This window comes from Methylobacterium sp. C1, assembly GCF_001854385.1.
GTDB lineage: Bacteria > Pseudomonadota > Alphaproteobacteria > Rhizobiales > Beijerinckiaceae > Methylobacterium > Methylobacterium radiotolerans.
In genome coordinates this window covers 5411553-5428305 of the sequence record NZ_CP017640.1, presented here as the reverse complement: position 1 = coordinate 5428305, position 16753 = coordinate 5411553, and the positions used below count along the sequence as shown (strand labels likewise).

At 74.1% G+C, this 16753-nt stretch carries 24 protein-coding genes; 17 read left to right on the top strand and 7 right to left on the bottom strand.

What is annotated here, in order from left to right; translation table 11 throughout:
• Positions 1-35 precede the first annotated feature (35 nt).
• On the top strand, positions 36-299 hold the full coding sequence (locus tag BKE41_RS25075) for a hypothetical protein (protein WP_071000245.1): 264 nt from the start codon (positions 36-38) through the stop codon (positions 297-299).
• Between the two features lie 150 nt (positions 300-449).
• The gene (locus tag BKE41_RS25070) at positions 450-638 is read left to right on the top strand and encodes a hypothetical protein (protein ID WP_012321814.1); all 189 of its coding nucleotides are present in this window, start codon (positions 450-452) and stop codon (positions 636-638) included.
• A gap of 15 nt (positions 639-653) precedes the next feature.
• On the opposite strand, the gene BKE41_RS25065 is transcribed toward BKE41_RS25070, so the two are convergent.
• Entirely contained in the window at positions 654-899 is a 246-nt protein-coding gene (locus tag BKE41_RS25065) for a hypothetical protein (RefSeq protein WP_012321813.1), read from the bottom strand.
• A gap of 155 nt (positions 900-1054) precedes the next feature.
• Between BKE41_RS25065 and BKE41_RS31770 the strand changes: the two genes are divergently transcribed.
• Complete coding sequence (locus BKE41_RS31770) at positions 1055-1222, top strand: hypothetical protein (protein WP_164891345.1); 168 nt, start codon at positions 1055-1057, stop codon at positions 1220-1222.
• 45 nt (positions 1223-1267) lie between these two features.
• Here the strand turns inward: BKE41_RS31770 and BKE41_RS25060 are convergent, their stop codons facing one another.
• A complete protein-coding gene (locus BKE41_RS25060) occupies positions 1268-1597 on the bottom strand; it encodes a hypothetical protein (RefSeq protein WP_234741029.1) in 330 nt (109 codons plus the stop codon).
• An 85-nt stretch (positions 1598-1682) separates the two neighbouring features.
• Positions 1683-2441, bottom strand: coding sequence for a CDP-diacylglycerol diphosphatase (locus tag BKE41_RS25055; protein WP_071000244.1), 759 nt, complete (start codon positions 2439-2441; stop codon positions 1683-1685).
• A gap of 96 nt (positions 2442-2537) precedes the next feature.
• Between BKE41_RS25055 and BKE41_RS25050 the strand changes: the two genes are divergently transcribed.
• The 7 genes from BKE41_RS25050 to BKE41_RS25020 all read left to right on the top strand — a co-directional run bounded on the left by BKE41_RS25050 (position 2538) and on the right by BKE41_RS25020 (position 8576).
• On the top strand, positions 2538-2963 hold the full coding sequence (locus tag BKE41_RS25050; RefSeq protein ID WP_024828514.1) for a hypothetical protein: 426 nt from the start codon (positions 2538-2540) through the stop codon (positions 2961-2963).
• Between the two features lie 184 nt (positions 2964-3147).
• A complete protein-coding gene (locus BKE41_RS25045) occupies positions 3148-3450 on the top strand; it encodes a hypothetical protein (RefSeq protein WP_012321808.1) in 303 nt (100 codons plus the stop codon).
• Positions 3451-3810: 360 nt separating this feature from the next.
• Positions 3811-4353: a MucR family transcriptional regulator gene (locus BKE41_RS25040; RefSeq protein WP_012321807.1), complete on the top strand. Its 543-nt coding sequence runs from the start codon at positions 3811-3813 to the stop codon at positions 4351-4353.
• 240 nt (positions 4354-4593) lie between these two features.
• Positions 4594-4854 (top strand): hypothetical protein, encoded by a 261-nt coding sequence (locus tag BKE41_RS25035; protein WP_024828515.1) that lies wholly within the window; start codon positions 4594-4596, stop codon positions 4852-4854.
• Positions 4855-4978: 124 nt separating this feature from the next.
• Positions 4979-6046: a phosphatase PAP2 family protein gene (locus BKE41_RS25030; protein ID WP_058606332.1), complete on the top strand. Its 1068-nt coding sequence runs from the start codon at positions 4979-4981 to the stop codon at positions 6044-6046.
• Positions 6047-6111: 65 nt separating this feature from the next.
• Complete coding sequence (locus BKE41_RS25025) at positions 6112-7041, top strand: oxidoreductase (RefSeq protein WP_012321804.1); 930 nt, start codon at positions 6112-6114, stop codon at positions 7039-7041.
• Between the two features lie 59 nt (positions 7042-7100).
• Positions 7101-8576 carry a protein adenylyltransferase SelO gene (locus BKE41_RS25020; RefSeq protein ID WP_012321803.1) on the top strand — a complete coding sequence of 492 codons (1476 nt, stop codon included), beginning with the start codon at positions 7101-7103 and terminating at the stop codon, positions 8574-8576.
• 16 nt (positions 8577-8592) lie between these two features.
• Here BKE41_RS25020 and BKE41_RS25015 read toward each other — a convergent pair whose 3' ends face one another.
• Entirely contained in the window at positions 8593-8808 is a 216-nt protein-coding gene (locus tag BKE41_RS25015) for a hypothetical protein (RefSeq protein ID WP_024828518.1), read from the bottom strand.
• A gap of 386 nt (positions 8809-9194) precedes the next feature.
• Here BKE41_RS25015 and BKE41_RS25010 point away from each other — a divergent pair, with 386 nt between their 5' ends.
• From BKE41_RS25010 to BKE41_RS24985, 6 genes are all read left to right on the top strand, one after another.
• Complete coding sequence (locus BKE41_RS25010) at positions 9195-10181, top strand: ABC transporter substrate-binding protein (protein ID WP_234741025.1); 987 nt, start codon at positions 9195-9197, stop codon at positions 10179-10181.
• A gap of 201 nt (positions 10182-10382) precedes the next feature.
• Positions 10383-11579, top strand: coding sequence for an ABC transporter permease (locus BKE41_RS25005; protein ID WP_071000243.1), 1197 nt, complete (start codon positions 10383-10385; stop codon positions 11577-11579).
• Positions 11576-12508 carry an ABC transporter ATP-binding protein gene (locus BKE41_RS25000; RefSeq protein WP_012321799.1) on the top strand — a complete coding sequence of 311 codons (933 nt, stop codon included), beginning with the start codon at positions 11576-11578 and terminating at the stop codon, positions 12506-12508. Before BKE41_RS25005 ends, BKE41_RS25000 begins: the two co-directional genes overlap by 4 nt.
• Entirely contained in the window at positions 12505-13248 is a 744-nt protein-coding gene (locus tag BKE41_RS24995) for an ABC transporter permease (RefSeq protein WP_199825812.1), read from the top strand. Before BKE41_RS25000 ends, BKE41_RS24995 begins: the two co-directional genes overlap by 4 nt.
• Positions 13249-13505: 257 nt before the next feature.
• Positions 13506-13724 (top strand): hypothetical protein, encoded by a 219-nt coding sequence (locus tag BKE41_RS24990; protein ID WP_012321797.1) that lies wholly within the window; start codon positions 13506-13508, stop codon positions 13722-13724.
• Between the two features lie 164 nt (positions 13725-13888).
• Positions 13889-14362 (top strand): hypothetical protein, encoded by a 474-nt coding sequence (locus BKE41_RS24985; RefSeq protein WP_245295837.1) that lies wholly within the window; start codon positions 13889-13891, stop codon positions 14360-14362.
• Between the two features lie 382 nt (positions 14363-14744).
• On the opposite strand, the gene BKE41_RS24980 is transcribed toward BKE41_RS24985, so the two are convergent.
• From BKE41_RS24980 to BKE41_RS24970, 3 genes are all read right to left on the bottom strand, one after another.
• Entirely contained in the window at positions 14745-15164 is a 420-nt protein-coding gene (locus BKE41_RS24980) for a hypothetical protein (RefSeq protein ID WP_071000242.1), read from the bottom strand.
• Positions 15164-15424, bottom strand: coding sequence for a hypothetical protein (locus BKE41_RS24975; protein WP_012321793.1), 261 nt, complete (start codon positions 15422-15424; stop codon positions 15164-15166). Before BKE41_RS24975 ends, BKE41_RS24980 begins: the two co-directional genes overlap by 1 nt.
• A 129-nt stretch (positions 15425-15553) precedes the next feature.
• Positions 15554-15988, bottom strand: a complete 435-nt coding sequence (locus BKE41_RS24970; protein ID WP_053621872.1) for a hypothetical protein — start codon at positions 15986-15988, stop codon at positions 15554-15556.
• A gap of 300 nt (positions 15989-16288) precedes the next feature.
• Between BKE41_RS24970 and BKE41_RS24965 the strand changes: the two genes are divergently transcribed.
• Positions 16289-16699: a MucR family transcriptional regulator gene (locus tag BKE41_RS24965; RefSeq protein ID WP_012321791.1), complete on the top strand. Its 411-nt coding sequence runs from the start codon at positions 16289-16291 to the stop codon at positions 16697-16699.
• Positions 16700-16753: the final 54 nt, after the last annotated feature.

Genomic DNA, 16753 nt, shown 5'->3' with positions numbered 1-16753 from the left:
GCACAGACCGACGCACGCAGCGCTGGGAGCTTCACATGCGCAGATCCGCGACTCTCGCCATGGCCGCCGCCCTGACCCTGGCCTCCGTCACCGCCTGGGCCGATCCCGTGAGCCAGACGGGCACCGGCGGCGGCCCCGCCACCACCGCCAAGGCGCCCCACACCGCCGCGACCGGCCAGACCGTGCCGAATCCCGGCGCCCTCGGCCCGAACGAGACCGGCAGCATCGAGCGCCGCGACGCCGTCGAGGAGCGCAACGACGCGATCACCCGCGGCATCTGCATCGGCTGCAGCCGCTGAGGTGTCGGTGCGCCGAGGGCGGGACGTCGATACGGCCGCGTCATGACCGCGGTTCATGGCCGGGGCGCCGCGGCCGCGGCCGGGGCTTGAAGCCGCGGCCGTCCTGGCCCACATCAGCGCGCCTCACCAACCATGAACAGGAGTGAACACGTGGCAAACGAGTCTGTCGAACAGGCGGCAGAGAAGACCTATTACGGCCTGACCCTCTCGCAGCACGCCGAGCGGATCCGGAAGCTCGCGACGGAACGCGGCCTGACCGGGGAGACCTTCGACCGCGTGACCGCCCAGGCCGTGGCGATGATCCCGACCATCAAGGTGACCGACGCCGCCCAGCGGTGAGCCGGGCCGGGCCGATCACTGCTCGGCCCGCAGCCCCTTGAGGATGCGCCGGGCGATGGTGCGCACGGCCTCATCGTCCCGCGCCTCGCCCTCGACCGTATCCCACAGGTGGGCGAGGCTGCCCTCGAGCTCGTCCAGCAAGTCCGGGTGCCGCCGCGCCAGGAACCGCATCGTCCCGAACAGGAGATGCTCGGTCGCCATCTCGCGCCGGCGCGCCTCGGTGACGGGATCCGCGTGCGGTTTGGTGGTCTGATCACTCATGGTCGGGCAACGGCCCGAGCGGGCCGCGGTTCGCCGGGCCGAGCGCGGTGCGACGCCGCGGATGGCACCGCGCTCGGCCCGGCGCGCGCGACCGGGAACAGCGCCGGACCGGCCCGGTTTGCCGGTCAGGACAGGGCGTCCGGAGAGGGCAGACGATGGCCGAGGCGGATCCGCGCAAACCCGGGGACGAGGCCCCGCCCGGCACGCCGGGCACCGGCGAGAACCTGTGCCGGACCTGCGGCGGCACCGGCAAGGTCGCCGACGCGCAGTGCTCCGAGTGCCGAGGCACCGGCACGGTGACGACCGGCATCGGCGGGGCCTGACGCCGCACCGCCCCGCTCAGGGGTCCGCTCGGAGCCGCGGCGGGCTCAGCGCCGCAGCGCGCCGAACCACGCGGTGAGCGGTTCCACGAACGCCGCCCAGGTCCGCGACCACACCGTGCCGGTGCGCGCGTCCGCCGGGCGCGAGCCGGACATCAGGGCCGCCACCAGGGCATCCTCGCGGGTCTTGCACTCGTCGAGGGCGTTGCGCTCGTCGCCGGCGCGGCTCTGCCCGGTCGGCTGATGCCCCGAGGCGTCCCGCAGGCAGCGGTGCCAGGCGCGCTCCAGCTCGGCCGGATCGGTCGCTCCGGCGGCCGGCGCCGCAACCGCAGGTCCGGTGGCCAGGAGGAGCATCGCGGACAAGCTGAGCACCGGCATGCGCATGCTCGCTCTATGCCCGATTCGCGTCCCGGAGGGATAGAACGTAGCAGCAACAGTGGTCGCGGCTCGGCGCGGTCGCCGGTCAGCCGGACCGATCGTGCTTGGCCATCCGGCAGCTGTGATCCATCAGGTACTCGGCGCTGGCCTCCGGCTCCCGATACGCCAGCAGAATCATCCCGCCCCGCGGATCCCCGGGATCGGCTTCCACCGCCGCGAAGCTCGCGTCGTGCAGCCGGCCCTGCCAGCCGGGCACGCGGGCCAGCGCGGCGAACGGGTTGAACGCCGCCATCGCGTCCGCCGGGACCCGCATGGCGACGTAGGGCACCTCCTCGAGCGGCACCGGGAACGGGGCCCAGCTCTCGCCGACGGCGTCGCCGTGGGCCTTCAGGGCCGCCACGACGCTCCGGCGCATGCAGTCGAGGTGGATGTGCAGCTGATCCTGGCTGCGGCCGCCCACGGAATTGACCTCCAGGCCGACCGCAGAGGCGGGCAGACGGCCCTGCAGCGCGTCCGACACGTAGTGCCGGGCCGCGAGCGCCGCCCGCCAGTAGGCCGCTCCCCGAGGCCCCTGGAGCACGGAGGCCTCGATGCCCGAGACGCTGTCGGTGGGCATCACCACCGTGTGGGTGGGCTGGCCCGGCGCGCGCAGCACCGCCGTTCCCGGGCGCGCCGCGTCGCCGAGGTCGACCGCGAGGCAGGGAAAGCTCCGGCCCGCGGCCTTTTTGGCGAGCACGCAGCCCTGCAGCGCCACCCAGAGCACGTCCCGGACCGGGTTGGCCGCGATGGCCGCCGGCATCGCCGCGAAGGCGAGGAGGGTCGCGACGACCAGAGTACCACGCATGATCAGATGTTCCGGTCCCCGGCCGTTGTTATGATACGTCCGGCGGCGCGCCAGCAGTGTACGCGGCCGCCGTCGCCGTGAGGTTACGTTTCCGCGATGCTGAGATGGAACGCGCAGTGGCAGGGCCTGATACGGGTCGCGGCCTGGATCCTGGTGGCGCTGATCGCCGCGGTCACGCTGGTGCCGATCGGCCTCCGCCCGGTGGTCACGGCCGATCCCAGCTTCGAGCGCGTCGCGGCCTACGCGGTGGCCGGGCTGCTCATGACGGTGGCCTACCCGCGGCACTGGCTCTGGATCCTGGCGGGCACCGTCGTGCTGGCCGGCGGCTTGGAAGCCGGCCAGACCCTCACCGGCACCCGCCACGGCCGGTTCGACGACTTCCTCGTCAAGGCCGCCGCCGGCCTCGTCGGGGCCCTGGCGGGCCGCCCGCTCGCGATCCTGGCCGACCGCTACCGCGCCGGCGGCACCGTGACCGGCACCACCCTGGCCGGCCGCGATCTGGGCGACCGCACCTGCGGCTGAGTCGCGGCGGGCCCGGTCCGCCGCCATCTCGGACACGGACGGCGCGCGGCGCCGCGGGCCGTCACCGCGCCCATGCCGCCGGTGCATGGCCGCGGCGCCGGTCCGGTGCCGGGCGACGGGCTCCCGGTGGAAACCGCCGAGCTTGACCCGCGTTGCCCGAAGGGGCTCTCACGCGGGGTGCTGCATGTTCGGCGCGGCCAAGCTCACGGGACGGTTCTGGTTTCGCAAGACGTGGACGGGCAAGCTGGTCCTGCTCGTCGAGGAGGAGAGGCCGCGGTGGTTCGGCCGCTCCGGCCTCACCAAGCTTCGCTGGCGCGACGCCCGCCTCCTCGACCTGGCCGAGGCGCCGATGCGCACCCTGATGACTCTCGAGCGCAGCTACCGGGCCGACTACGCGGCCGGGCCAGCCCGGGTCCTGCAGGCCGTCGTCCCGCCCGGGGCGCGCGGCGCGATCACCACACCGATCGGGACCGCGGCCAACGCCTGAGCGTCGCCGCGGCGCGAGGGCGCGGGCCGAGCATGGAGGGGCAGGGCTCGGCCCGCCTGTCGTTCGGCTTCTTACCCCCAAAGCCGGAGCGACCCTGCCAGTCACCATGGCAGGGTTAACGCTTCCTGAAGAGCCCGCGGCTGGCCGGTCGGTGGGCGGCGGCGGAACGCGCGCCGCGACCCGCGGGTCGGCCCCGGGGCGGCGGAAAGATCGGGCACGAAGAGCGCCATTGATCTATGTTGGTATTCGCCACTCCATTCGGTAGATAACAGGCATAATGGGTTATCTCCGTGCAGATAAGGCCTTGACTGTCGAGAAGCGAATCCACGTTCATGAATCACTCACACGTGAGAGGCGCCCATGGAAGATAGCAATCCTGCACCGCATCAGGACCCGATCGATTTCGTCGAGCTGACTGCCGATATTGTTTCGGCTTATGTCGCCAACAACTCCGTTCCGGTTCCCGACCTCCCGTCGCTCCTGTCCGGCGTCCACGCCGCGCTGGCCGGTCTCGGCCACACGACGGGCTCGTCCGAGCCGGAATTCAAGAAGGCGACGCCCGCGCAGATCAAGAAGTCGATCACGCCCGACGCCCTGATCAGCTTCATCGACGGCAAGCCGTACAAGACGCTGAAGCGGCATCTCACCGGCAACGGCATGACGATCGAGCAGTACCGGCAGCGCTACGGGCTGCCGCCGGACTACCCGACGACCGCGTCCAACTACTCGGCGATGCGCGCCGAGTTCGCCCGCAACGCCGGCCTGGGGCACAAGCGCCGCAGCCCGGCCGCCAAGCGGAGCGAGCCCGCGGACTCCGTCGCGGCGGATGCCGGCGCCGGCACCGGCACCGGCACGAAGGCCACCAAGAGCCGCAAGACCCGGAAGGCTACCGCGGAGGCGTGAGAGCCCCGGCCGCGCGCTCCGGCGCGCGCTCTGCCGGCGCCCACCGCGCCAGGACCTGAGATGACGGGACCGGGTACGGCCTCGCCGGACCCACCCGTCACCTCCCGGCCGGTCCCGGACCGGCCCGCGCCACACCGGCCCGTCCCGTGCGGGCCCCTCCGCCGGTCGGCGCGTCGGAACGACGCCTGCGGCCAGCCGTTGGGCCGGTTGAACGCCCGACCGCGCCCGACGGAGCCGAGCTTGACCCGATCGATCCCCGCCCTTCTCCTCGCCGCCGCCACGTTGGCCGCCCTTCCGGCCGCGGCCCTCGCGCAGGATCGGCCCGGAGCCGGAGCGGCGCCTCCGGTCGAGACCGCGCCGAAGCCGGCAGCCGACACGAAGGATCCGGGCAAGACCGCCACGGAGGCCGTCACGCATCCGTCCGCCGTGCCGCCGGCGGAGGGCGAGGTCGGCACCGGCAAGCCCCCGGCCACCGGGGACGCCCCCACGACCGGCCGGTAACGTCCGCCCCCGCGAACCCCACCCTGTTCGCCCGTCCGCCTGCGCGGCCGGCGGGCCTCTCCCTGTCGCGGCCGAGCCCCGTCGCGGCCAAGCATCGGCCCTGTCGGGCGAGGTGAGCCGGATCATGCGTCCAGACCGGGTCGTTCACACCGGCCGCGAGCCCATCGTCCCCGTTCGAAGCCCCGCCGGCACTGGGTCGCGCCTGCTGCGCCGGCACAGCGCCGGCATCGCCGCGCCGGACCCGCGTCTCTGGGCGCTGACCCTGGCGATCATCGCGGTCGACGCCGTCTGGATGGCGGCGTCCGGCATGGCCGTCGAGCCCCTGGGCTTCGGCCTCGCCGCCTTGGCCGTCCTCGTCCTGCTGCTCGCCGCGGCCTGCCTGAGCACGGTGAAGTCCGATCCGCCCCTGCGGGGCATGGCCCTGGCGAGCGCGTTCCTCATCGCCTTCACGGTGCCGGTGGCGGTCCTGCATTTCCTCGCCGCCGGGATCGGGCTGCCCTTCGTCGATCCGGCTTTGGCCCGCATCGAGACCGCCCTCGGCTTCGACTGGACGGGCCACGTGGCCTTCCTGGCGCGGCATCCGACCCTGTCGTGGTGGCTGGCGCTCGCCTACCATTCCAGCGGCCCGCAGGTCGGGCTCGTGGTGATCGCGCTGAGCGCGACCCGCCGGCTCGGCCGGCTCTGGACCTACATCCGGCTGTTTTCCGCGACGCTGCTGTGCGTGATCGGCCTCGCCGCCCTCCTGCCGGCGCTCGGCCCCTACGCCCACTACGCCCCGCGGGTCGTCCCGTCCGAGCCCCTGGAGACGGTCGGCGCGCTCTGGCACCTCGAGCCGGTGGCGCGGCTGCGGGCCGGCACCCTGCACACGCTGGCGCTCGGCGACCTGCGCGGCCTCGCGACCTTCCCGTCCTTCCACGTCTGCCTCGCGCTCCTCACGGCCTGGGCGCTGGCGCCGGTGCCGCTCCTCGGCCCCCTGGCCGCCCTGCTCAACGCCGCCGTGATCGTCGCGACCCTCGGGTCGGGCGGCCACTACCTGCCGGACGTGCTGGCGGGGGGGCTCCTGGCCCTCGCGGCCCTGGCCTGCCGGGCCCGGCGGCGCGGGCCGACGGCCGATCCGGCCGCGCGCGGTCCGGCCGCCCGGAGGATCGAGGCGCTCGACGCGATCGAGACGATCCGGCCCGCCGACGCCTGAGGGCCGGTCCGGCCGCGAACAACCCCGCGCCCGGCGGATTAGCCGAGGAGCGGAGAGGCGCGACGATGACCCGGACCCGGTGGACGACCCGCGACATGCCGAGTCAGGCCGGACGGCACGCGATCGTCACCGGCGCGACCAGCGGGCTCGGCTACGAGGCCGCCCTCGCCCTCGCGGGGGCGGGCGCCGCGGTCACCCTCGCCGCCCGCGACGGCGAGAAGGCCCAGCGCGCCATGGCGTCGATCCGGCACCGTCACCCGGAAGCGCGGCTGGCCTTCCGCCGCCTCGACACCGCCAGCCTCGCCTCCGTGCGCGCCTTCGGCGAGGCCTGCCGCGCGGACGGGCAGCCCGTCGACATCCTGCTGCTCAACGCCGGCATCGCCTCCGTGCCGCGGCGCGAGGAGACGGGGGACGGGTTCGAGCGCCAGTTCGGCACCAACTATCTCGGCCATTTCGCGCTGACCGGGCTGCTCCTGCCCCTGGTGCCCGCGCGGGTGACCTCCCGGATCGTCCCGGTGGCGAGCCTCGCCCACCGGCCCGGACGGATCCACTTCGACGACCTCCAGCTCCGGCGCGCCTACGGGCCGCAGAAGGCCTACCGGCAGTCGAAGCTCGCGATGCTGATGTTCGGGCTCGAACTCGACCGCCGCCTGAGGGCGGCGGGGGCGCCGATCCGCGCGATCCCGGTCCATCCCGGCGCCGCCCGGACGGACGTGTTCCGCCGCGGCGACCGGGCAGGCCCCGTCCAGCGCCTTGCCGGGCACCTGATCTTCGCGGTGATCGGCCAGCCCGCGGCGCGGGGCGCGCTGCCGCTGCTCTTCGCCGCCACCGCGCAGGAGGCCGAGGGCGGCGCCTATTACGGTCCCGACGGGATCTGGGAGCTGCACGGCCATCCGGCCCGGGCCGACATCGCCGCGCAGGCCCGCGACACCGCCGCCGCCGCGCGGCTCTGGTCGGTATCCGAGGCCCTCACGGGCGTCGACTGCACCGTCTGATCCTGCGCCCCCGACGGGCGCCGCTTGCCCCCCGACCCCGCTCTCCATAGATCCCGACGATGACGGCACTCCCCTTCGACAACAGCTACGCCCGCCTGCCGGAGCGCTTCTACGCGCGCCGGCCGCCGACGCCGGTGGCGGCGCCGCGCCTCGTCCGGCTCAACCGCCCGCTCGCCGAGGAGCTCGGCCTCGACCCGGACTGGCTCGCCGGCCCGGACGGCGTCGCGGCGCTCGCGGGCAACACCGTCCCGGACGGCGCCGACCCGATCGCCGCGGCCTATGCCGGGCATCAGTTCGGCCAGTTCGTGCCGCAGCTCGGCGACGGCCGCGCGGTCCTCCTCGGCGAGGTCGTCGACCGCAACGGGCACCGCCGCGACATCCAGCTGAAGGGCGCGGGCCCGACGCCGTTCTCCCGGCGGGGCGACGGGCGGGCGGCGCTCGGCCCGGTCCTGCGCGAGTACCTCGTCAGCGAGGCCATGGCGGCGCTCGGCATCCCGACCACCCGGGCCCTCGCCGCCGTGACGACCGGCGAGCGGGTCGTGCGCGAGACGCTCCTGCCCGGCGCGGTCCTGACCCGCGTGGCGGCGAGCCACATCCGGGTCGGCACCTTCCAGTTCTTCGCGGCGCGGGGCGACGTCGAGGGCCTGCGGGCGCTCGCCGACCACGTCATCGCCCGGCACCATCCGGACGCCGCCGGGGCCGCCAACCCCTACCGCGCGCTCCTGGAGGGCGTCGTCGCGGCCCAGGCCGACCTCGTGGCCCGCTGGCTGCACGTCGGCTTCGTCCACGGGGTGATGAACACCGACAACATGTCGGTCGCCGGCGAGACGATCGATTACGGGCCGTGCGCGTTCCTCGACGCCTACGATCCCCGGACGGTCTACAGCTCCATCGACCGCAACGGCCGCTACGCCTACGGCCAGCAGCCGCGGATCGCGCTCTGGAACCTGACGCGGCTCGCCGAGACCCTGCTGCCGCTCCTCGCCGAGGCCGAGGACGCCTCGGTCGCCGAGGCCGAGGCGGCGCTGGCCACCTACGCGCCGCGCTTCGAGGCGGCCTATCACGGCGGCCTCGCCCGCAAGCTCGGACTCGCCGAGACCCGGGACGGCGACCCGGCCCTGGCGGGCGACCTCCTCAAGCGCATGGCCGAGAACCAGGCCGACTTCACCCTGACGTTCCGCGCCCTCTGCGCCGCCGCGGAGCGCCCGGACGCCGATGCGACCGTGCGCGACCGGTTCGTCGATCCGACGAGCTACGATGCCTGGGCGGCCGACTGGCGCGCGCGGCTGGCGCAGGAGGCCCGCGACCCGGCCGAGACCGCCGCCGCGATGCGCGGGGTGAACCCGGCCTTCATCCCGCGCAACCACCGGGTCGAGGCGATGATCGAGGCCGCCGTGGAGCGGGACGACTTCGCGCCGTTCGCGACGCTCCTCGCCGTGCTGGCCCGCCCCTACGACGACCAGCCGGATCACGCCGCCTTCGCCGAGGCGCCCGCGGGCGGCGGCGTCGGCTACCGGACCTTCTGCGGCACCTGAGCCCGGGCGCCGCCGGTCAGGACCGCGGCCAGGTGAAGATCTCGCGCACCCCGCCCGCGTGGCGAAACCAGTGGACGCGGGTCGCTGGATTGAAACCGTGATCCTGGTACGAAGTGGCGATCACCGACACGAGAGTCTCGGCCGCCGAGCGGTCGTGAATGTCGTAGGCCAGAAGTTTCGGAGCACCGTCGGTCTCGCGGGTGAGATCGCGAACCAGAATCGAATACGACATATCCCCCCTCCTTTCGACACGAAGCATGTACTCAAGATTATATCTCCAACGCCAGGATCGTTCGCGGAAGGATCATGTAAAGGTTAAACAACGTTAACGGGAATGTGTTGATTTGATACGGCCCCGGTTGGACTCGCCGAGCGCGGCGGTCATCCCGGCGGTTCCGCGGGTCGCGACGCCGGATCGGTCCGGGGCGAGAGGCGAGGCTGTCGACCGGGCTCGAGCACCGAATCACGCCGCGGCACCGGCCCGAGAGCTGCTCCCGATCGTGTCGCAGCGGTCTGGACGGACGACGATCCGGGTGGAGAAAGTCGCGCCATGCCCCCTCTCACGTGCGGCACAGGCTCGGCGCGCCTCCGCCTCAACTCGATCGGGACCGGCCCTAGATGAAGGCGAGCGCCCGACCGGACCTGACGGGCGCCGGAGCGGACCCGGAGGCCATGGTGAAGCGGATCCGGGCGGGTCTCGTCGCGGCAGGACTCGCGCTGCTGGTCGCCCAGTGCGCGCCCACGCCCGGCGCGCCGGCGGCCGGGATCGTCGTCGCCTCCAAGCTCGACACCGAGGGCGGGGTGCTGGGCAACATCATCCTGCAGGCGCTGCAGGCCCGGGGCCTGCCGATCGTCGACAAGATCCAGCTCGGCGCGACCGCGATCGTCCGGCAGGCCCTGATCGAGGGGCAGATCGACGTCTACCCGGAATACACCGGCAACGCGGCGTTCTTCTTCGGGAAGGCCGATCTCCCGGTCTGGAAGGATCCGGAGGCGGCCTACCGCACGGCCCGGGACCTGGATCGCGCGGCCAACGACCTCGTCTGGCTGACGCCCGCCTCGGCCAACAACACCTGGGCGATCGCCGTGCGCCAGGAGATCGCGCGGGCCGCGGGCCTGAGGACCATGAGCGACTTCGGCCGCTACGTGGCGGGCGGCGGCGCGATCAGGCTCGCCGCCTCGTCGGAATTCGTGACCAGCCCGGGGGCGCTGCCGGCCTTCGGCCGCGCCTACGGCTTCACCCTCCGGCCGGACCAGCTCGTCATCCTGGCCGGGGGCGACACGGCCGCCACGATCGCGGCGGCGGCGCGGGGCACCTCCGGCACGAACGCCGCCATGGTGTTCGGCACCGACGGCAGCATGGCGGTCGCGCGCCTCGTGATGCTGGACGACGACAAGGGCGTCCAGCCGGTCTACCAGCCGGCGCCCGTGGTCCGCGGCGCGGTCCTCAAGGCCCATCCGGAGATCGCCGCGGTGCTGGACCCGATCTTCCGCAGGCTCGATCTGGCCACGCTCCGGGATCTCAACGGGCGGGTCCAGATCGGCGGCGAGCCGGCCTCCGCGGTCGCGGCGGACTTCCTCCGGCGGAACGGGTTCGCGCGCTGAGCCGGTCACGCGGACAGCGCCGCGACCCGCGCCTCCGCGGGCGGGGTCGTCGGCCGCCCGCGGGATCCCGCGTCGACAAGCCGGGGCTCCGTCGGCAAGGATGCGCGGCGGGGCGCCCGAGAGCGTCGCGACGCCGGTGACCCGCCTCATGAGACCCGTCCCGCTTCAGTCCACCTGTGCGTCCCGGGACGCCGTCGGCGCGTGAGGACGGGATTACTGTCCGCGACCGGGCGGCCGCGCCCGGGCGTCGATCCGCTGGGCGCGGCCTTCGCGGCCGTGCTCGGGGTGAGCCTGCTCGCCCTGCCGCTGATGACGACCCGGCCGAACCGGATCGCGGCCGGCACCGCGCTGTCGGCGTGGTCGGCGCTCCCGACCGGCGCGGCGCTCCTCCTCGGGGGCGTCGTCGCCCTGGCGCTGCCGCTGCTGGCCCTGCGGTCGGCGCCGCTCCTGCGGCTGGCCGCCGCCTCCGCGATCCTGCTGCTGCTCGGCCTCGCGGCCGGCTGGGCGGCCGACCACCTGACCGCGCCGGGCGACCGCTACGGCCGGGTCTCGCCGGATGCCGGCTGGTGGCTCGCCTCCGGGACGGCGGCCCTGGCGGTCGGCGACGCGCTGGCGCGGATGCGGCCGGGGCCGATCCCGCGGATCGCCCTGCTGGCCCTGCTGGTCGCCGCGACGGGGCTCGCCCTGCGCACCGGGTTCTGGGACAACCTCTCGGTCCTGCGGGAATATGCCGGCCGCTCCGACACGTTCGGCCGGGAGCTGCGGACCCACGCCGCCCTCGCCCTCAGCTCGGTCGCGGCCGCCGCCCTCATCGGGATCCCGGCGGCCGCGCTGGCGCGCCCGGTCCCGCCCCTGCGGGCGGGCCTGCTCACGGGCCTCAACGTCGTGCAGACCGTCCCGTCCATGGCCCTGTTCGGCATGCTGATCGCGCCCCTGGCCTGGATCGGCCGGGAGGTCCCGGGCGCATCGGCCCTCGGCATCGCGGGGATCGGCGCCGCGCCGGCCTTCGTGGCGCTGTTCGCCTACGCGCTCCTGCCGGTGGCCGCCGCGACCGTCGCGGGCCTCGACGCCGTGCCCGGGCCGGTGCGCGACGCCGCCCGGGGCGTCGGCATGACCCAGCGCCAGCGGCTGTTCCAGGTGGACCTGCCCCTCGCCCTCCCGGCGATCCTGACCGGGATCCGGATCGTCCTCGTCCAGAATATCGGCCTCGCGGTGATCGCGGGCCTCGTGGGCGGCGGCGGCCTCGGCGTGTTCGTCTTCCAGGGCATCAGCCAGAATGCGGGCGACCTCGTCCTGCTCGGCGCGCTGCCGACCGTCGCCCTGGCGACCGGCGCCGCCGTGCTGCTCGACGCCGTCATCGACCTGAGCCGCGGCCGCGCGGCGGAGCGGACCCCATGATCGATCTCGCCGGGGTGAGCCGCGTCTTCGAGGGGCGCACGGTCGTGGCGGACGTCACCCTGCGGGTCGAGGCCGGGACGATCCTGACGGTGGTCGGCACCTCGGGATCCGGCAAGACCACCCTGCTGCGCATGATCAACCGCCTGATCGAGCCGAGCGCCGGGACGATCCGGATCGCGGGCCGGGACGTCCGGGAGGTGCCCCCGCACCTCCTGCGCCGCGGGATCGGCTACGCCATCCAGGGACACGGGCTGTTCCCCCACCGCACGGTCGCGGAGAACATCGCGGTGGTCCCGAAGCTCGTCGGCTGGGAGCGCCGGCGGATCGCCGCGCGGGTCGACGAGCTTCTCGGCCTGTTCAACCTCGATCCGGCGGTCTACCGGGACCGCCTGCCGGCGGCGCTCTCCGGCGGCGAGCAGCAGCGGATCGGCGTCGCCCGGGCGCTCGCGGCCGAGCCGCCGATCCTGCTCATGGACGAGCCGTTCGGCGCCCTCGATCCGATCATCCGCGGGCGGGCGCAGGCGGATCTGCTGGCGATCCAGGCGCGCTACGGCACCACGATCGTGCTGGTGACCCACGACATGACCGAGGCGCTCCATCTCGGCGATCGGGTCGCCGTGATGGATGGCGGGCGCCTGGTGCAGGAGGCCGCGCCGGCGGACCTCATCGGCGCACCCGCCACCGCCTTCGTCGGCGCCCTCCTCGGCAGCGGCGAGCGGGCCTTCCAGCTCATGGCCCTGCGCGTCGTGGACGATCTGGTCGAGCCCGGCCCGGCGCCGGGCCCGCCCATCCCGGCCGGGACCACGGTGCGGGCCGCCCTCGCCGAGAGCCTGTGGTCGCGGCGCCCGGCCCTGCCGGTCAGCCGCGACGGCGTCGTCCTGGGCCGGGTGACGCGGGAGGCCCTCGCGGCGCGGGGTGCCCGGCCGTGATCGGCGCCCCGCGGATCGCCCGGGCCGCGCTCCTCGCCCTGCTGGGGGCGTTCCTGGTCGCTCCGGGCCTGTTCGCGCCCCTGTTCCGGCCCTTCGCCCCCGGCGACGCGCCGCCGATCTACGCCCAGACGCCGCTGCTGACGCTCGCCGTCACCCACCTCCTGCTCGTCGCCGCCGCGACCACGATCGCGGCCGCGATCGCCCTCGGCCTCGCGGTCGCGGCCACGCGGCCGGCCGGCCGCGACGTGCTGCCGTTCGCCCGGTCGGTGGCCCGCATCGGGCAGACCTTCCCGCCCGTCGCGGTCCTGGCCCTGGCCGTCCCGATCCTCGGGTTCGGGGCGGTTCCGACCCTGATCGCCCTGGTCCTCTACGGACTCCTGCCGATCTTCGAGACCGCCCTCACCGGGCTCGAGGATCTCGACTCGGCGCTGATGGAGGCCGCGCGCGGCATGGGGCTGACCGACCGGCAGCGGCTCGTCCGCGTCGAGCTGCCCCTGGCGCTGCCGATGATCCTGTCGGGGATCCGCCTCGCCGCCGTCATCGGGCTGGCGACGGCGACGATCGGCTCGACGGTCGCGGCCAGCACCCTCGGCGAGGTGATCATCTCCGGCCTGCTCACCGGCAACACCGCCTACGTGCTGCAGGGCGGCCTCGCCGTGTCCGCGCTGGCCCTGCTGATCGATGGCGGCTTCCGAAGCCTCGAGCGCGAAGCGGCACGACGGGCTGGATTTCGTTCCTAGACGCGACTAGAACGCCAGCGGGGCCGTACGCGCGGCCCTGGGGCGTGGAACCCCCTGTCTGATGGTCGGTGCCGACCACAACGGCACCCGTATCCTTGACCACACGGTCGGGGAGCCTGCGGCGTATGTCCAGGCGTTCCGGCGCTAAAGGTCGTAGGGACCGTTCAGACACGGTTTTCCAACTCCCCGACTCGGGATGGTCGAAGGCTCGCTCGCGGGGGCGCACCGCGAGCCAGGGCCTGCCGGGAGGATGGGCCGTGGGTTCCAGCGATCCCGAGACGCGCAGGCGGCAGCTCGACCGGCTGCGCGCGGCCTACGAGGCCCATCCGGGCCGGCCGGACCGCGCGACCATCGGCAACGGCGCGCGGCACTCGCGGGCGCTCCTCGGACGGATCCTCGTGGCGCTCGGCGGACTGCCGGACGGGACCGGCCTGCCGGCGATCGGACCGCGCGGGAGCGGACGCGTCCGGACGTAGCGGCACGAGCCGCGGCGCCACCGCCGGGAGACCTCACGGAGGCCGCCGTCCGGATCGTTTGCGAGAGCCTCGGCCGCTTCGCCGGCACGGTGGCCGGCGCGCCGCCGCACTGACGGATCGGAGCGACGGGACAGGCGGGCCGACTTGGCGGTAAGACGCCGCTCATGACCCCCGCCGACCGAGACCGGTTCGAGAAATGCCTCGCGCTCGCCGCCCAGGGCGCCACGGCGGGCGAGCGGGCGGCCGCCCGGGCCGCCGCCGAGCGCATCGCGCGGGGCGCCGGAATGACCCTCGCCGAGGCGGCCGAGGCGCTCCGGCGTGACGGGCAGGCCTCCGCCGACCGGGCGCCCCGCCCGCCTCCGCCGCGGCGGCCCTATCCCTGGGCGCAACCCAGGGCGCCCGTGACCCCCATCACGGTCGAGGAGTTGCTGCGCCAGAAGGCCGAGACGGAGGCGTGGCGCAAGCGGAGCGCGGCGGCCGCCGACCGCCGCCGGAAGCGGGAACGCGCCGACGAGAACGCCTACGTGGCGGAGCAGCGCGCCCGGCAGGCGCAGCGCGACCGGACTGGGCGCCGCCCGCGCGGATCCCCGGCGCGCCGGGCGACGAGACTGAGCGCCGGCCGGCCGGCTCAGCGGTGATGCCGCGGCCGCGCGCTCCGGTGCGCCCGCGCCCTGCGGTGCCGCGGCGCGACCCGCGGCGGCGGCGGCTCCGCGGCGGCGACCGGGGGCCGGCGCGACGCCGTCATGGGCCGCGACGACCCGGCGGGCCTCCTCGACGCTCATGTCGCAGGCGCTCGTCATGCCCTGCAGGGCGCCCAGGGCGCGGTTGTACTCGGGAAGGTTGGTGCATCCGGGGACGCCCCACGCCCAGGCGGGGGCCGGCGCCGCGCCCGCCGCCGCCAGCACGAGGGCGGCAAGACCGTTCCTGACCGACACGGATCCCTCTCCTCTTCACCGGCGCCCGGAATCCGGCCCCGGGAGGCCGCGCGCTCGTCCGAGCGGCGGGTTCACGGAGGCCCGTTCAGGCCCCGCCGCACATGTGCTGCGAGTCGGGCAATGTCCAGGAATCCAGCGTGCGCAGGTTGGTCGTCGTGTACATCTTGCCGCGATCGTCGCCCCTGGGGCAGCCGGTCGGCAGGAGAACGAGGCAGGTCATCACCCGGTCGCCGACCCGCGAGCGCGCGACCGCGTCGACATACGCGTAGGACACGCCGTAGACGCCGTTCTTCAGATCGACGCTCGTCCCCTCGTCGATCCCGTCGCCCTTCGGCTTCGCGAGCGTGTCGCTGAACCGCGTCCCGATCCGCGCGATGGTTGTCGCCGCACAGGTGCCGACCCGCGTCGGCATCTGCGCCTCGGCGGCGGGCGCGAACCCGAGACCGCCGACGACCAGCGCGCCGGCCACCGCGCCGGCCAGGATCGCTCCGGGGCGAAGGCGCATCAGGCGGCTTCGAGGAGGAAGTTGGCCCGGCGGAACATCAGTTCGCGCCGGTAGAAGTAGACGCCGCGGCTCCGCATCGCCGCGTGCGCGGCGTCCGCGTCGAACCCGTACGGCCTGTCCCGGGTGATGTCGATGCAGCCGACATACGTCCAGCGCACACCGTCGAGGAGCGACGGGATCGGCTGATCCTGCCGGACGGCGCAGAACTGCTCACCGTCCGAGGCCGAGACGAAAATGTAGAAGGTCTTCCGCGCGCACATCCGAACCTCCACGGGACTCGGGGGTGTAACCGCAACGCCACGGTCAAGCTATAAACCGATCACGGCAGAATAGTCAAGCTTCTGCCACATTTTCGTCACGTGTGAGACGGAACGCCCACGCCCTCCGCCTCACAGGCAGCCGACCCGCCGCAGGGCGCCGATCAGCTTCCGGCCGACGCGATAGCCGTTGAGGGATTCCGATCCGAGGATGCGGACGGTCTCGGCCGTGTCGGTCCGGTCGTACAGGAACAGGTGGTAATCCGCCCGTCCCCGCTCGGCGGGACCGCTGCTGACCTGACCGCAGAACGCCACCGTGGGCCCCGCCTCGGCGGGGATCGGCCGGATCTTGCGGAACAGCACGAGGCCGGCATCCGGGAAGGCCGCGGCGACCCGCGCCCGCATCTCGGCCTCGGGATCGTCCGCGGCCTGCCCGTGGGCGAACGGGGCCGCGAGCAGGCCACCGAGAAGCGCCGCCAGCACCGCGCATACACGGCCGGCTCCGGGCGCGGCGCGGAACGTCCGGACCTTCGATCTCGGCGCGGGCGGGCGGCGTGTGGCGACCATGGAGAGATTTCGCGATGCGCTCGAACCGTATTGGACCACGAAGATCCGCGAATCGGAAGCGTCGGAGCCCGGCCGGTGCCGCACGTCGCGCGCGCGTCGAGAAATTCGACGGCTACCCTCGAAACCTCAGACATGACGACGGGCGGATGATCGGCCAGAGGAAGCAGATCACGTCGCAATAATTCTGCATTCAAAATTCGTTACTTGCCGATCCCGTCATTCTTCATTGACATCGGGTAATGTCCGAGTATTCATGGTCTATATCAGGTATCGCGGAGATCGAAGAAGGGGCCGATCGAGTTGCGCAAGAATCAGGATCATCTCGAACGGACGATCAGCGACGTGGCCCTGCGCGTCGTGACCGCCTACCTGTCGAACAACGCGCTGCCGCACACCGGCATACCGCCGCTTCTGGTCACCGTGCACGGCGCGTTCTCCGCGCTCGCCGTCCGGCCGGCGGTCACCGAGGCGCCGCCCGAGCAGCCCGACGCCGCGCGGATCCGCGGCTCGGTCCGCCCGGACGGCATCGTCAGCTTCATCGACGGCCGGTCGTACAAAACCATGAAGCGGCACCTCACCGCGCACGGGCTCACGCCGGAGCGGTACCGCGCGCGCTACGGGCTCCCGGACGATTACCCGATGACCGCGCCCGGCTACGCCGAGCGCCGCTCGGAGATCGCCAAGGCGATCCGGCTCGGCAAGGCCGCCTGACCGACGTCCCCGTCCGCCGAGCCCCCCGTGAGCCGATCGCCCGCACGGACGGAG

Bases quoted from the DNA above. Each gene is read 5' to 3' on its own strand.
- BKE41_RS25075 (WP_071000245.1), top strand. From the start codon at position 36: ATGCGCAGATCCGCGACTCTCGCCATGGCCGCCGCCCTGACCCTGGCC.
- BKE41_RS25065 (WP_012321813.1), bottom strand. From the start codon at position 899: ATGAGTGATCAGACCACCAAACCGCACGCGGATCCCGTCACCGAGGCG.
- BKE41_RS31770 (WP_164891345.1), top strand. From the start codon at position 1,055: ATGGCCGAGGCGGATCCGCGCAAACCCGGGGACGAGGCCCCGCCCGGC.
- BKE41_RS25060 (WP_234741029.1), bottom strand. From the start codon at position 1,597: ATGCCGGTGCTCAGCTTGTCCGCGATGCTCCTCCTGGCCACCGGACCT.
- BKE41_RS25055 (WP_071000244.1), bottom strand. From the start codon at position 2,441: ATGCGTGGTACTCTGGTCGTCGCGACCCTCCTCGCCTTCGCGGCGATG.
- BKE41_RS25050 (WP_024828514.1), top strand. From the start codon at position 2,538: ATGCTGAGATGGAACGCGCAGTGGCAGGGCCTGATACGGGTCGCGGCC.
- BKE41_RS25045 (WP_012321808.1), top strand. From the start codon at position 3,148: ATGTTCGGCGCGGCCAAGCTCACGGGACGGTTCTGGTTTCGCAAGACG.
- BKE41_RS25040 (WP_012321807.1), top strand. From the start codon at position 3,811: ATGGAAGATAGCAATCCTGCACCGCATCAGGACCCGATCGATTTCGTC.
- BKE41_RS25030 (WP_058606332.1), top strand. From the start codon at position 4,979: ATGCGTCCAGACCGGGTCGTTCACACCGGCCGCGAGCCCATCGTCCCC.
- BKE41_RS25025 (WP_012321804.1), top strand. From the start codon at position 6,112: ATGACCCGGACCCGGTGGACGACCCGCGACATGCCGAGTCAGGCCGGA.
- BKE41_RS25020 (WP_012321803.1), top strand. From the start codon at position 7,101: ATGACGGCACTCCCCTTCGACAACAGCTACGCCCGCCTGCCGGAGCGC.
- BKE41_RS25015 (WP_024828518.1), bottom strand. From the start codon at position 8,808: ATGTCGTATTCGATTCTGGTTCGCGATCTCACCCGCGAGACCGACGGT.
- BKE41_RS25010 (WP_234741025.1), top strand. From the start codon at position 9,195: ATGAAGGCGAGCGCCCGACCGGACCTGACGGGCGCCGGAGCGGACCCG.
- BKE41_RS25000 (WP_012321799.1), top strand. From the start codon at position 11,576: ATGATCGATCTCGCCGGGGTGAGCCGCGTCTTCGAGGGGCGCACGGTC.
- BKE41_RS24985 (WP_245295837.1), top strand. From the start codon at position 13,889: ATGACCCCCGCCGACCGAGACCGGTTCGAGAAATGCCTCGCGCTCGCC.
- BKE41_RS24980 (WP_071000242.1), bottom strand. From the start codon at position 15,164: ATGCGCCTTCGCCCCGGAGCGATCCTGGCCGGCGCGGTGGCCGGCGCG.
- BKE41_RS24975 (WP_012321793.1), bottom strand. From the start codon at position 15,424: ATGTGCGCGCGGAAGACCTTCTACATTTTCGTCTCGGCCTCGGACGGT.
- BKE41_RS24970 (WP_053621872.1), bottom strand. From the start codon at position 15,988: ATGGTCGCCACACGCCGCCCGCCCGCGCCGAGATCGAAGGTCCGGACG.